This is a genomic window from Cupriavidus pauculus, assembly GCF_022179805.1.
GTDB classification, from domain to species: Bacteria; Pseudomonadota; Gammaproteobacteria; order Burkholderiales; family Burkholderiaceae; genus Cupriavidus; species Cupriavidus pauculus_E.
Map to the genome: position 1 here is coordinate 20,949 of NZ_BPUO01000004.1, position 13,694 is coordinate 34,642.

General features: G+C 67.6%; 12 protein-coding genes. 5 read left to right on the plus strand and 7 right to left on the minus strand.

Features of this window, described 5'->3' with window-relative positions:
• Positions 1-13 precede the first annotated feature (13 nt).
• Positions 14-595, plus strand: coding sequence for a DUF1439 domain-containing protein (locus tag MFF62_RS08775; RefSeq protein ID WP_238262231.1), 582 nt, complete (start codon positions 14-16; stop codon positions 593-595).
• Here the strand turns inward: MFF62_RS08775 and MFF62_RS08780 are convergent.
• Together MFF62_RS08780 and MFF62_RS08785 are read right to left on the minus strand one after the other, a co-directional pair.
• Positions 570-1,430 (minus strand): NAD-dependent protein deacetylase, encoded by an 861-nt coding sequence (locus MFF62_RS08780; protein WP_238262232.1) that lies wholly within the window; start codon positions 1,428-1,430, stop codon positions 570-572. The two genes, MFF62_RS08775 and MFF62_RS08780, sit on opposite strands and share 26 nt — an antisense overlap.
• Positions 1,431-1,440: 10 nt before the next feature.
• Positions 1,441-1,710, minus strand: a complete 270-nt coding sequence (locus MFF62_RS08785; protein WP_404990706.1) for an oxidoreductase-like domain-containing protein — start codon at positions 1,708-1,710, stop codon at positions 1,441-1,443.
• A gap of 124 nt (positions 1,711-1,834) precedes the next feature.
• Here MFF62_RS08785 and MFF62_RS08790 point away from each other — a divergent pair, with 124 nt between their 5' ends.
• On the plus strand, positions 1,835-4,162 hold the full coding sequence (locus MFF62_RS08790) for a patatin-like phospholipase family protein (RefSeq protein WP_238262233.1): 2,328 nt from the start codon (positions 1,835-1,837) through the stop codon (positions 4,160-4,162).
• A 254-nt stretch (positions 4,163-4,416) separates the two neighbouring features.
• Complete coding sequence (locus MFF62_RS08795; protein ID WP_238262235.1) at positions 4,417-5,265, plus strand: IclR family transcriptional regulator domain-containing protein; 849 nt, start codon at positions 4,417-4,419, stop codon at positions 5,263-5,265.
• A 34-nt stretch (positions 5,266-5,299) separates the two neighbouring features.
• Here the strand turns inward: MFF62_RS08795 and MFF62_RS08800 are convergent, their stop codons facing one another.
• Together MFF62_RS08800 and MFF62_RS08805 are read right to left on the minus strand one after the other, a co-directional pair.
• Positions 5,300-6,097 carry a flagellar brake protein gene (locus MFF62_RS08800; protein ID WP_238262237.1) on the minus strand — a complete coding sequence of 266 codons (798 nt, stop codon included), beginning with the start codon at positions 6,095-6,097 and terminating at the stop codon, positions 5,300-5,302.
• Between the two features lie 235 nt (positions 6,098-6,332).
• Positions 6,333-7,226 (minus strand): LysR substrate-binding domain-containing protein, encoded by an 894-nt coding sequence (locus tag MFF62_RS08805; RefSeq protein ID WP_238263056.1) that lies wholly within the window; start codon positions 7,224-7,226, stop codon positions 6,333-6,335.
• 146 nt (positions 7,227-7,372) lie between these two features.
• Between MFF62_RS08805 and MFF62_RS08810 the strand changes: the two genes are divergently transcribed.
• Positions 7,373-7,996 carry a LysE family translocator gene (locus MFF62_RS08810; protein WP_238262239.1) on the plus strand — a complete coding sequence of 208 codons (624 nt, stop codon included), beginning with the start codon at positions 7,373-7,375 and terminating at the stop codon, positions 7,994-7,996.
• Here the strand turns inward: MFF62_RS08810 and thpR are convergent.
• Genes thpR through MFF62_RS08825 form a run of 3 tightly spaced genes read right to left on the minus strand, consistent with a single transcriptional unit; the run spans position 7,980 to position 10,630 of the window.
• Positions 7,980-8,528, minus strand: coding sequence for an RNA 2',3'-cyclic phosphodiesterase (gene thpR, locus MFF62_RS08815; protein ID WP_238262241.1), 549 nt, complete (start codon positions 8,526-8,528; stop codon positions 7,980-7,982). The genes MFF62_RS08810 and thpR overlap by 17 nt on opposite strands.
• Positions 8,529-8,555: 27 nt before the next feature.
• Positions 8,556-9,095 (minus strand): methylated-DNA--[protein]-cysteine S-methyltransferase, encoded by a 540-nt coding sequence (locus MFF62_RS08820; protein ID WP_238262243.1) that lies wholly within the window; start codon positions 9,093-9,095, stop codon positions 8,556-8,558.
• Positions 9,092-10,630, minus strand: a complete 1,539-nt coding sequence (locus tag MFF62_RS08825; RefSeq protein WP_238262245.1) for an Ada metal-binding domain-containing protein — start codon at positions 10,628-10,630, stop codon at positions 9,092-9,094. The genes MFF62_RS08820 and MFF62_RS08825 overlap by 4 nt, the downstream gene beginning before the upstream one ends.
• Positions 10,631-10,819: 189 nt before the next feature.
• On the opposite strand from MFF62_RS08825, the gene MFF62_RS08830 reads away from it, so the two are divergent.
• Positions 10,820-13,684: a M16 family metallopeptidase gene (locus tag MFF62_RS08830; RefSeq protein WP_238262247.1), complete on the plus strand. Its 2,865-nt coding sequence runs from the start codon at positions 10,820-10,822 to the stop codon at positions 13,682-13,684.
• The last annotated feature ends 10 nt before the right edge of the window (positions 13,685-13,694 follow it).

The window sequence follows — 13,694 nt, forward strand, 5'->3', positions numbered from 1 at the left end:
CCGATCCGTCTACATGCCCCAGATCGCACCTACCTACGCATCTACCTGTATCCGCCGCCTGCTGGCCGTGGCCATCGCCACCGCCGTCGTGGGCACGGCGCACGCCGGCTACAACGTCTGGACCGGCGAGTACACGTTCACCAAGGCCGAACTGCAGGGCGCCGTGGACAAGCGCTTTCCCACCACGCTGCGGTACGGCGAGCTGGTCAGCGTGCAGTTGTCGCATCCACGGCTGGTGCTCGACGAAGCCACCAACCGCGTGACCACGCAGATGGACGCGGCGGTGACCAACACGATCATTCCATCGCCGCCGGTCAACGGCACGATGTCGCTCAACAGCGGCGTGAAGTACGACAGCACCCGGCGCGCCGTGCTGCTCGACAATCCCACCGTCCAGGACGTGCAGGTACAAGGCATGAACCAGTACACGCAGCAGCTCAACGCCATCGGCGCGGTGGTGGCCGAGCAGTTGCTCAAGGACTATCCGCTGCACACGTTCAAGCCCGAGGAACTGCGCTTCAATGGCAAGGAAGTACAGCCGGGCGCCATCACGGTGACGCCGGACGGCATCAGCGTGAAGCTGGACCTGCGCTAGCCAGCCCCAGCCCCTCGGCCAGCAAGGCCAGGGTCGGGCCGATCGGAGCCGATATCTTGCGCGTCAGCAGCGCATCGGCACGCGTGGTGCCCAGGTTCAACGCCGCGATCGGCAAACCCCGTTCTGCCGCCCACAGGCAGAAGCGGTAGCCCGAGAAGACCGTCAGCGAAGACCCGATCACGAGCATCGCATCGCTGGCGTCCAGCGTCGTGCGGCCGGCATCCACGCGCTCGCGCGGCACCGATTCGCCAAAAAACACCACGTCGGGCTTGAGCACGCCGCCGCATCGTTCGCAGTCGGGCACGGCAAAGTCGTCGAACAGCGGTGACTCCAGATGGGCATCGCCATCGGCCGCCGGCAGCGCGGTGATCTCGCGGAAGTCGGGGTTGTGCAGCCAGAGCCAGCGCTGGATGTAGGTGCGGGGGTAGTGTGTGGCGCACGACAGGCAGACCACCTGGCCGATGCTGCCGTGGAGTTCGATCACGTCGCGGCTGCCGGCACGCTGGTGCAGGCCATCCACGTTCTGCGTGACCAGCGCCGCCACCCGTCCCGCGTCGCCCAGGCCCGCCACCACGTGGTGGCTGACGTTCGGCTGCGCGGCGTCGGCCACGGGCCAGCCGATCATGCTGCGCGCCCAGTAGCGCTGGCGCGCGGCGGGGCCGCTCAGGAACGCGGAGATCGTCATCGGCGCCGACCGCTGCCAGCGCCCCTGCTCGTCGCGATAGCCCGGAATGCCCGAATCGGTGCTGATGCCCGCGCCGGTCAGCACGAACAGCCGCGGGTGGCGCTCCACAAAATCGAGCAGCACACCGGCCGGGCTGGCCGCATCTGTCATGGGCTCACCTTCACGGGTCCACCTTCACGCGCCCGACCTGCCGCGCTTCCCACGCCTTCAGTTCCTGGCGGTAGCGGTCCATTTCGTCGTTGTAGAAATCGAACACGCAGGGGTCGCAGCCGCTCTGGCAACACTCGTTGTCGCCGGGGCGTTCGGGCGGCTGCGGTTTGGGGTCATCGGGCAACGGAAAAGACTCGGCGGCGGACACGGCGATGCAGTGGTGAACGAAACCGCGCCAGTATATGCCGCCGCGCCGGCCCGGGTCTTTGGTCCAATGCATGCCGGGCCAATCCCTGATATGCAGGAAACCTGGGCTCATATTGAATTGTTTCGAAGGTGCTGTGCCGCGTGCGGTGCTGCTGATAGTGTGGTGGCGCCAAGCCGGTACACGGCGGACTGCCCCCATGGTCATTGCCACGCGCGTCACTTCCGCATTGCATCGGTCCGCCCGGTTCCTGGCGGCGACGCTGGCGTGCGCGTGCGCCGCGCTGGCGTACGGCCAGACCTTGCCGCCGCCCAACCCGGCCCCCACCGCCCCGCCCGTACTGACCCCCGCCGTTCCCGGCACCTCCGTCGCCAGCCCGCCGCTGCCGCCGCATCCGGCGGGCCGGCCCCGCATCTGCCTGGTGCTGTCCGGCGGCGGGGCGCGCGGCGCGGCGCATATCGGCGTGCTCAAGGTGCTCGAAGAACTGCGCGTGCCCGTGGACTGCATCGCCGGCACCAGCATGGGGTCGCTGGTAGGCGGTGCGTATGCCACCGGCATGAGCACGGCCGACATGGAAAAGCTGGTCGGCGGCCTGTCGACCGAAGCCATCTTCAAGGAACGCCCGCCCCGGCAGGACCTGGCCATCCGGCGCAAGATCGAGGACCACACCAACCTGGTCACGCCCGAGATCGGCGTGCGTAGCGACGGGCTGCTGCTGCCCAAGGGCGTGGTCTCCGGCGTGCAGCTCGAAACGGTCTTGCGGCAACTGGCCAATGCGCCCGGCTACTGGGACTTCGACCGGTTGCCGATTCCGTACCGCGCGGTGGCCACCGACCTCGTCGCCGGCACGCCGGTGGTGTTCAGCGAAGGCGAACTGGCCAACGTCATGCGTGCCAGCATGTCGGTGCCGGGCGCCGTGGCGCCAACCGAGTACCAGGGCAAGCTGCTCGTCGACGGCGGCCTGACCGACAACCTGCCTGTGGACGTGGCGCGCGCCATGGGCGCCGACATCGTCATCGCCGTGAACCTGGGCACGCCGTTGATGAAGCGCGAGGAGCTGACGTCGCTGATCGGGGTCACCGGCCAGATGCTCAATATCCTGACCGAGCAGAACGTGCGCACGTCGCTGGCGTCGCTGAAGCCGGCGGACATCCTGATCGAACCGGCGCTGGGCGATTTCTCCGCCGGCGACTTCGATCACCTGCCCAAGACCATCCCCATCGGCGAAGCAGCCGCGCGGCTCGTGGCCCCCCGTCTGGCCGCGCTGGCATTGCCGCCGGACCAGTACCTGGCCTTGCGCGACACGCAGCGCGCGTTGCCGCTGCCGGACCTGCGTCCCGTAGACGAAATCCGCCTGGCGCCGCTGAAGCGCGTGAACCCCGAATTTGCGCTGGCCACGATGGAAACCCGGCCCGGCGAGCCGATCTCGCAGGCCACGCTCGACCGCGACATGCGGCGCCTGTTCGGCACCGGCGACTTCGAGCACGTCAACTACCGCTTCCTGGAAGAGCCCGGCAAGCGCGTGCTGGGCGTGGACGCCATCGAAAAGAGCTACGGGCCGGACTATCTGCGCTTCGGGCTTGGCCTGATTTCGGACTTTCGCGGCAACGCCTATTTCAACGTGCTGGCCAGCTATCGCCGCACCTGGCTCAACTCGCTGGGAGCCGAGTGGCGCAACGACGTGCAGGTCGGGCAGACGTCGAGCCTGGTCAGCGAGTTCTACCAGCCGCTCGATACCCGGCAGCTATTCTTCGTGGCGCCGCGCATCGAGCTGGAACGCCGGCCCATCAATGTCTACAGCGGCGCCAGCAAGATTGCCGAGTACGACCTGCGCCGCACGGATTTCGCGTTCGACGTTGGCAGCCAGTTCACCAAGTACGGCGAGGCCCGGCTGGGCGTGGTGATCGGGCAGCAGCACCTGACGCTATCCACCGGTCCGGCCCAGTTCGCGCCGACCGTCGGCAGCGACGTACAGCGGCGCGCCATTGCCGGCCGCCTGCTGTTCGACCAGCTCGACAGCATCAACTTCCCGCGCTACGGCTACGGCGCCACGCTCAATGTGTTCTCGTCGCAGGCCGGCATGGGCGCCACCGATACCTATACCAAGGGCGAGTTCACGGCGACCGGCGCCTATTCCTTTGGACGGCACACACTGAGCCTGGGCCTGCGCGCCGGCAGCAATCTCGGGGGGCCCGCCCTGCCTGCGTACGACCTTTTCCAGTGGGGCGGCTTCCTGCAGCAATCGGGCTACAGCACCGGGCAGCTTATCGGCGGCAATATCCAGTACGCGCGGCTGGTCTACTACAACAAGCTCGCCAAGCAGACCATCCTGGAGGGCGTCTACGCCGGGGCATCGGCGGAGATCGGCCGGGTGGGCGCCCCGCTGGTGCCGGGCAGCCCGACCGGTGTGCTCAAGTCGGGCTCGTTGTTCCTGGGCGTCGACAGCCCCATCGGTCCGCTCTACCTGGCCTACGGACGGGCAGCCGGCGGGCAGTACGCGTTCTACCTGTTCCTGGGCAAACCGTAGCCGTGCTGGCCGATGCACCCGCACAGGGCGCAACTAAATTCAAAGTGCTGAGGAAGAAACCCCACCTTCGTTGCATGTCGACTTGAAGCGGCGCTCACTATACTCGGCAGGGTCAGCAGGGCCTCGTCCTGATGACACCCCCTTCCCCCGTCGCCATCGCAATTGGCGACATTTTTTTGTCCGGGATTCGGCAATCCGCGCGCCGCAGCGTTAAGATGCGCGATTATCGAACAGCGCATCGCCCCTCCTTTCCCATGGACGCCCCTAATCCAATCCACCTCAAGCCAGCCCAGGCCGATACGGTTCGTGCCGCCCATCCGCCGGCCGACATCCTCAACAGCTTTGCCGGGGATCCGAATTTCATGCTGTCGCTGGCGCGCGGCCTGACGGTGCTGGAGGCGTTCTCGGAGCGCAAGCGCCCACTCACTATTTCGCAGGTGGCGCAGCGCACGCAGTTGTCGCGCGCATCGGTGCGGCGCTGCCTCTATACGCTGGAACAACTGGGATACGTGAGCCAGCAGGACGGCCACTTTGCGCTGCGCCCGCGCGTGCTGCATCTGGGACACGCCTATTTTTCGTCGACATCGCTAGTGTCGTCGGCCCAGCCGATCCTCGACACCCTGAGCGCCCGCGTGCACGAAACCTCGGCGCTGGCCATCCTGGACGGCATCGACATCCTGTATCTGGTTCGCTCGGAAGTGCAGCGTGTACTCACTCACGCGCTGGGCATGGGCAGCCGCCTGCCGGCCTATTGCACGTCCACGGGCCGCCTGCTGCTGGCGCACCAGCCGGACGCCGTGCTGGAAGCGTTCTTCGAGCACGCCGAGCTACGGCCGCGCACGCTGCTGACCAAGGTGTCGCGGCCGGAACTGGAAACGGCGTTCCAGCGCGCACGCGAGCTGGACTATGTGCTGATCGACGAGGAACTGGAACCGGGCCTGCGGGCGATTGCCGTGCCGGTGCGCGCCCAGACGGGCATGGTGGTGGCCGCCATCAGCGTGAGCGTGAAGGCCAACAAGGTATCGGAAGCCGAAATGGTCGCGCGGCTGCTCGGCCCCATGCGTGAGGCGGCAGCCGCGATCGGCAAGCTCGTTGGTAGCTGACGGGTAGCTGAAAACCTGGCCTGGCGGCCGGGCTTCAGCCCCGGTGCGCCAGTTCCAGCTGGAACACCAGACGCTGCAGGAAGTTTTCCATGCGGCCATCCGGGTTCAGGAACGCGCAGCCGTAGTGGTGCACGGTGTTGTCGTCGAACCCCACCAGCCAGTGGCCCACCACCTGCATGTCCAGCTCCAGGCGGCCCAGCTCGGCAAAGTCGAGGCGGCACTTCTTGATGACCGTGCCCACCGGCAACTGGTCGGCGCCCACGGCGCGCGAACGCAGGCCGACGCCCGACAGCGAAAGGTCGGCGATATCGAGTTGCAGCACGGTCGGCTTGCCGGCCTCGTCGACCAACTGGACTTCGCAGCGATAGCCCTTGGTCAGCAGCGTACGCGCACGGAAATGACGGCGGCGCTGGAAGTGATAAAGCCGTTCAGGGAAGTCGGCGATGAACGCCGGGCCGCCCTCGAAGCGCGTGGCACCGGGCGCGCCCACCGTGAAGTTCACGGGCACACCGCGCAACAGGCCCGAGAACGCATTGTTCTCGGAACCCATCAGCGCCTGGCGCTCGGCATCGGCACGGCACCAGTCGAAAATGAAGGTCTTGTTGGCCGGGTCGACATGCAGGATCGATGTCACGATCTCCGAGCCACCCTTCGAGCGCACGTTGAGCAGGCATTTCTGCCAGGCCATATCGCGCAACACCGTACCGATTTGTGAACTGTGTGTCAGCCGGTAGCGTTCATCCGACTGCGCAGAGTCCCGCTCTTCGGGCTCGCCCTCCAGCTGGGACAAGGATTGGCCGGCATACGGCCCGCGGGGATCTTGAAGACTCATGGAATACGCTACGTCGAAAAGTGGTTGCACCGCGAATCGCCAGGGCGGAGGCGCAATGGGGTCAGTCAGCGCGCGGCGCGCCAGCGCCGCATGGTAAGCGCGCCATCATAGCGGCGCAAGCATATGCCTAGGCCTTCGGCAAAATACGACGCAACTTTAGGAACCGACTTCCGTGGGGTAGCTTCCGCACCGCTTTCGGCCGTGTTTCAGCCCTATTTGTCAGTCATATTGTCAGTCATATGGCGGACACGTTTTCGTCACGTGCCGCACCTTGCGCCAGCTCGACACGCAGCCAGCGCAGCAGCGCCTGCCGGCGCGGATCGCGGGCAAACGGCACGGGCGATATCAGGTGGTAGGCCGTGCCATCGGGCACGAATCCGTGGGGCGCCGTGAGCCGGCCATCGGCCAGTTCGTCGGCCGCCATCCACGCCGAGGCCACGGCCCAGCCCAGACCCGCCGCCGCGGCCTGCAGACTCAAGTAGAAGTGCTCGTACCAGGCGTCCTGCCGCCCCGTCGCCAGGCCGGGCAGGGTCACGCCCGCACTATCGGCCCAGCGCTGCCAGGCGTCGGGGCGCGTGCGGGTATGCAGCCTGGGCGCTGCCGCCAGAGGGGTGGCGGCCTGGTCGGGCCGGCAAACCGGACCCACGCGCTCGGGCGCCAGTTCACGCGTGTGCCAGCGCGCATCGAACGCAAAGTCGTTTCGCCGCAGTGCAACATCGATGCCGTGCACGGCAAAGTCCACGGGGCCGCCAGCCGCCATCAGGTGCAGCGGGATGTCGGGATGCGCGGCCGAGAAACGCCCCAGCCGGGGAATCAGCCAGCGCATGGCGATGGTCGGCTCGCAGGACAGCACCAGCGCGGCATTGGGGGCTGGTGCGCGCAGCCGCTCGGCCGTCGACGCCAGCAATTCCATCGATTGCGTGGCCGCCGCGTGTAGCGTGCGGCCGGCTTCGGTCAGGAAGACCGCCCGGTTGCGCCGCTCGAACAGCGCCACGCCCAGCGTGTCTTCAAGCTGCCGGATCTGGCGGCTGATGGCGCCATGCGTCAGGTGCAGCTCCTCGGCCGCGCGCGCGAAATTCTGGTGCCGCGCCGCCGCCTCGAAGAAGCGGATCCAGCCCAGCCAGTGCATCGGAGCCATACGAATCAGTCAGCTTTTCTCACGAAATTGCGCAAGTATAAATCGCTTTGCGTACCCGTTTCTGCGAGCCAGAATTCGCCCTACCGACGGCGCTTCCGGCGCGCTTTCCACGACGAAAACTGACCAGATACGACCCAATGACCCCCTACACAGAACTGGCCGCCGTGGCCACCATCACGATCCTTGCCGTCATCAGCCCCGGCCCGGACTTCGCCATGGTCACCCGCAACAGCTACCTGTTCGGGCGCCGGACCGGCCTGCTCTGCGCGCTGGGCATTGCGCTGGGAGTGCAGGTGCACGTGGCCTACACGATGTTCGGGGTGTCGTTGCTGATCGCCAACGCGCATGGCGTGCTGTCCGCGATCAAGCTGCTGGGCGCCGGCTATCTGGTCTGGATCGGTATCCAGACGTTGCGCAACCGCACGCCCGTGACGGTGGACACCACGGCGGCGGCGCCCATTTCCGGCGCGGCGGCCTGTCGCATGGGGTTCCTGACCAATGCGCTGAATCCCAAGACCACGCTGTTCGTGGTCAGCACGTACACGCAGGTGGTTAGCCCCCACACGCCGCTGGCCGCCCAGTTCGGCTATGGCCTGTTCATGTCGGTGGCGCACCTGGTGTGGTTCGGCATCGTCGCGTGGTGTTTTGGCTCGCCAGCGCTGCGTGGCGCCATGCTGCGCCGGCAGCGGTTGCTGGACCGGCTGATCGGCAGCACATTGTGTGGGCTTGGGGTGGCGCTGGGCGTCAGCAACCTGGGCTGACGGGCCGATAGGTTGCGCGCGCAACATGCCGCGCCCCGTCCCGACCCAGAAAACTCTCGTACAACACAAAGCCGCCCGGCTGCCATGGCGGCAGCATCAGCGTGCGATGCGCGGCCAGCCAGTCGCGCAGCAGCGGCTCGGGCACGCCGGCGCGGCAGCGCGCCAACGTCAGATGCGGCCAGAAGCGGCGGCGCTCCGGGGCGATTCCCACGGTTTCCAGCGCCTCGCCGATGCTGGCGAACAGTGTCGCCAGGGGCGGCGACTCCCCCAGCCCGGCCCACAGGATGGCGCCCTGCCGGCCACGGAAGCGACCGACGCCTTGTACTTGCAGCGCCAGGGGCGGGATCGCGACGCCCTGTAGAGCTTCTGCGATGCCGACCGCCAAGGTTTCGTCGCATTCGCCAAGAAAACGCAGCGTGCAGTGCAGTTGCCCGGCCGGCGTGGGGCGGATATCGCGCTGGGCCGGCAGGGTTTGCAACAAGGTGTCCGCCAGCGCGGCCGGCGTATCGATGGCAACGAAGAGCCTGGACACCGCTTCAGTACATCGTCAAGGACATCGTCAGGACAACGCCAGCGCGGCCTGGCCCGCCGGCATGCGGCTCGCGGTGACAGAGGGCACGCCTTCCAGGCGCAGCAGCGCGATCTTGCGATCGACGCCGCCGGCATAGCCGGTCAGCGCGCCAGATGCGCCAAGAATGCGGTGGCACGGCACGATGACCGAGAGCGGATTGCGTCCCACCGCGCCGCCCACCGCGCGGGAATGGCTGGGCGGCAGGCCCAGTCCGGCCGCGAGCTGGCCGTAGGTTGACGTTTCGCCAAACTCGATGTCGCAGAGCGCCTGCCAGATGCGGTGCTGGAAATCGCTGCCGGCAAACCGGATCGGCACGGTGAAGTCGTGCAGACGGCCCTGGAAGTACGCGTCGAGTTCTTCGGCGGCCTGGGCCAGCACGCGCGCATCGGCGGCGGACTCCGGCGCCAGCGCGCGCGCATGGGCGGGGTAGTACTTCTGGCCCGCGAAAAACACGCCCGTCAATTGGCCATCTTCGGCGCGCAACAGGACATTGCCCAACGGGCTGTCGGTGATCTGATAGCTGTTCATGCTGCTTCTTCCTCGATGTCGGCGCCAGGCGCCTTCGGTTCATCTTTCGACTCGTCTTTCAACGTGTCCTTCAGTTCCTCATAGCGATGCCACAGGTGGATCGCCGCATAGGCACGCCATGGCGCCCAGTGCGCGGTCATGGCCTGCATCGCCCGCGCGGTACTGACACCCAGCACCTTGCGCAACGCGTAGTCGGTGCCCGGGAATGCATCGGGCCAACCCAGCGCCCGCATGGCCACGTACTGCGCGGTCCAGTCGCCGATGCCGTCGATCGCGCACAGCCGCGCCACGGTATCGTCGGGCGCCGCATGCGGATCGAGCCGGATCTCGCCCGCCGCCACCTGCCGTGCCAGCGCACGGATCGCGCGGGTCTTGGCCGTTGTCACGCCAGCGGCTTCGTAGTCGGCATCGGGCAAGCCGGCCAGCGCCTGGGCCGTGGGAAATGCATGACTGAGCGGCGCCATGTCGATGGGGTGCACCAGCCCGGCCAGCGCTGCCTCCGGCAACGGTTCGCCGGCAATGCGCACCAGCCGCGCCAGGATGCGCCGCGCCTGCACCACCGAAATCACCTGTCCGACGATGGCCCTGACCGCGATCTCCAGGCCATCGAACGTGCCCGGCAGGCGCATGCCCGGCGTGCGCGCGGCCAGTTCGCCCAGGTGCGCATCGACGATATCGGGCCGGCAACCGAGATCGCACAGCCGGCGCACCTTGCCCAACACTTGCGGAATGACATGCGCCAGCGATCCCGACAGCGTCACACGTACCACCGCACGCTTCACCACATGTTCCAGCCGCGCCCAGCCCAGATGCCGCTGGCCGTTAGCCTCGATCGACACCGTGCGCGTGTACGCGCCGCCATGGCACTGGTCAACGCCATCCACCACCCTGACGCCCAGGAACCGCAGCCACTCCACCCATGCCAGCGGCGGCCGGTAGCCCAGTTCGAACACCAGGCGGTCAGCCATGCCGTCGGCGGCGCGCTTGCGCATGGCCAGCGGCGTCAGGCCGTAGCGTTCCTTGAGCACGTCGTTGAAGCGGCGCACGCTACCGAATCCGGCGGCCAGCGCGACTTCAGTCACGGGCAGCGTGGTATCGGTCAGCAGGCGCTTGGCCAGCAGCAGCTTCTGGGTCTGCGCGTATTCGTGCACGGACACGCCGAATTCGGCATCGAACAGCCGCCGCAAATGCCGCTCGGTCACGCCGATGCGTCCGGCCAGTTGCGCCACGCCTGCGTCGCTCATGAATCCTTCGTCGATCAGCGTGGCGGCCGCCTGGGCCAGCCGCCCCGAGATGTCGGCCAGGCCATGGCCGGGCGCCAGTTCGGGACGACAGCGCAGGCACGGCCGGAAGCCATGTTTTTCCGCGGATGCGGCCGACTCGTAGAACGTGCAGTTCTCGCGCTTGGGCGTGCGCACCGCGCAGATCGGCCGGCAGTACACGCCCGTCGACGACACGCCCACGAAGAAGCGTCCGTCGAAGCGTCGGTCGTGTGAGGCAACGGCCTTGTAGCAGGTATCGGGGTCGAGTTCCATGGCATGCATCGTACGCCTTCGTGCCCGATCGAATGCGCTGGAATCGGACATTCGCCTGAAACCGGCGCTGATGCAGTCTGATGCACTTTTGTCCCCGATTCTGAAAGTGCGCTAGGCCGCGTTGCACGGCACGCGGCTGAGGCTAGAATCTGCTCACTCGCGGCGTTGCGCGCCGCTCATGGAGTCTGCATGAACCGTTGTCGTTCCGTGGCACGCCTGGCCAATGCCGCTGCCGCCGTCGCTGTCGTCGTTTCCGCCGTGTCTGGCCTCGCGGCCCCCGCGCATGCCGGCCCGCCAACCGCGCCGCCGCCCGCCGCGCCGCTGGCGCATGCCACGCGCGTGACCACCGTGGAGGGCATCACCGAGTACCGGCTGCCCAACGGGCTGCGCATCCTGCTGGCGCCCGACGACGCGCAGCCCACCACTACGGTCAACATCACGTACCTGGTGGGCAGCCGCCACGAGAACTACGGCGAAACCGGCATGGCGCATCTGCTTGAACACCTGCTGTTCAAGGGCACGCCGTCGCTGCCGGGCAAGACGATCCCCACCGAGTTCGCGCGGCGCGGCATGCAGTACAACGGCACCACCAACCACGACCGTACCAACTACTTCGAGACCTTCGCGGCCAGCGACGACAACCTCGACTGGGCGTTGCGCATGGAAGCGGACCGCATGGTCAACAGCTTCGTCTCGCGCAAGGACCTGGACAGCGAGATGACCGTGGTCCGCAACGAAATGGAGATTGGCGAGAACAATCCCATGCGCATGCTGCAGCAGCAGATGTACGCGGCCGCCTATCGCTGGCACAACTACGGCAAGGCCGTGATCGGGGCCCGCAGCGACGTGGAGCGCGTGGGCATCGACAACCTGCAGGCGTTCTATCGCCGCTACTACCAGCCGGACAACGCCGTGCTGGTGGTCACCGGCCAGTTCGATGCGGCGCGCACGCTCGCGCGGATCGAACTGGCATTCGGCTCGATTCCGCGCCCGACGCGCGTGCTGCCCACCGAGTACACCGTCGAGCCGTCGCAGGAAGGCGCGCGCGAGGTGACGCTGATGCGTCCCGGCGACAGCAGCATCGTGTCCACGATCTATCACGTCGCGCCCGGCGCCCACGCCGACATCACCGCGCTGGACCTGCTGTCGGTCATCCTGGCCGACACGCCCGGCGGCCGGCTCGAACACAGCCTCGTGGACACCCGCAAGGCGGCGTGGCAGGGCTCGTTCTTCACGTCGATGAAGGACCCGGGCGTGATCCAGTTCGCGGCGGGCACCAGCAAGGACCGCCCGATCGAACCGGTGCGCGACGCGCTGATCGCCACGGTCGAAGGCGTGGCCGCGCAGCCGGTTACCGCCGAGGAACTGGAACGCGCGCGCGTGCGCCTGCGCAATGGCTACGAGAAGACGCTCAACGATCCGGCGGCCTATGGCGTGGCCTTGTCCGGGGCAATCTCCAAGGGCGACTGGCGACTGTTCTTCATCAACCGCGACCGTGTGGAAACCACCACGCTAGCCGACGTGCAGCGCGTGGCGGAAAACTACTTCCGCCCGGCCAATCGCACCGTGGGCGAATTCGTGCCTGGCGACAAGCCGCAACTGGCCAGCATCCCCGCAACGCCGGACCTGGCCGCGCTGACACAGCATTACACCGGCAAGCCGGCCGCGCAGACCGTGGCCGCATTCGATCCCAGCCCGGCCAACATCGACGCGCATACGGTGCGCCAGACGCTGCCCAACGGCATGCAGCTCGCATTGCTGCCCAAGCCCACGCGCGGCGGCGCCGTCAACGGCACGCTGATCCTGCGCATGGGCGATGTGCGAACGTTGCAGGGCAAGGGGTCGGTGGGGTCGCTGACGGCAGCCATGCTCGATCGCGGCGCCGGCGCGTTTGGCCGGCAGCAGATCGCGGACCGCATGGAAGCCCTGAAGGCCAATGTCTCGATTGCCGGCAGCGACGAACGGCTGACGGTGCGCTTCGACACGCGGCGCGAATACCTGCCCGACCTGCTGGCGCTGCTGCGCACCGTGCTGCGCATGCCCACGTTCCCGGCCAACGAGCTGGAGACGCTGCGCGCCAGCAGCATCGCGGGCATCGAAAGCCAGCGCAAGCAGCCGGGCGCGCTGGCACCCAATGCGCTGGGCCGCCATGGCAACCCCTACCCGCCCGGCGATCCGCGCTACACGCCAACGTTCGACGAGAGCGTGGCGCAACTGCGCGCGGTGACGATTGGCGACCTGCAGGACTTTCATGCGCGCTTCTATGGCACCGAGCACGCCCAGCTAGCGATTGTTGGCGATTTCGATGCCAATGACGCGATTCAGCAGGCCCAGCTACTGTTCGGCGACTGGCATGCGCAGGTGCCGTTTGAACGGGTGGACCGGCCGTTCGTGGCGATTCCCGCCACCGACTTCACGCTCGATACCCCGGGCAAGGCCAATGCGGTGTACCTGGCCGCGCAGCCGGTGGACCTGGTCAGCGACTCGCCCGACTATCCGCTGATGCTGATTGCCAGCCGCGTGTTCGGCGGCACCGGCATGCGCAGCCGGCTGGCCGATCGCCTGCGCCAGATGGACGGCATCAGCTACGGCGTTTCCAGCTCGCTGACGATCGGCGCCCTCGACCGCGCCGGGCGGTTCGGGCTATGGGCGGCCTATGCCCCGCAGAACCTGCCTCGACTGCGCAAGGCCATCGACGAGGAAATGGCGCGCTTTGTCCGCGACGGCATTACCGCGAGCGAACTGGCCGAGGCGTCCAGCGGGCTGCTGCAGCAGGGCCTGATCAGCCGGACCCGCGACGGCGCCCTGGCCGGGGCACTGGCCAACCAAGCTTATCTGGGCAGGACGATGGCACATACGGCAGCCATCGAGGAAGGGATTCGCACGGCCAAACCCGAGGCGGTGAACGCGGCGATCCGGCGCTATCTGGGGCCGGCGATGCTGACACAGGCATTCGCAGGCGATTTCGGCGCAACGCCGGGCGCGCCTGCCGCCGTCCCGCCGGAAGCCAGCCCAAGCGCGGCCGCCGCGCCGGCCGACGCAGGCAAGCCCTGAGACACGCAGG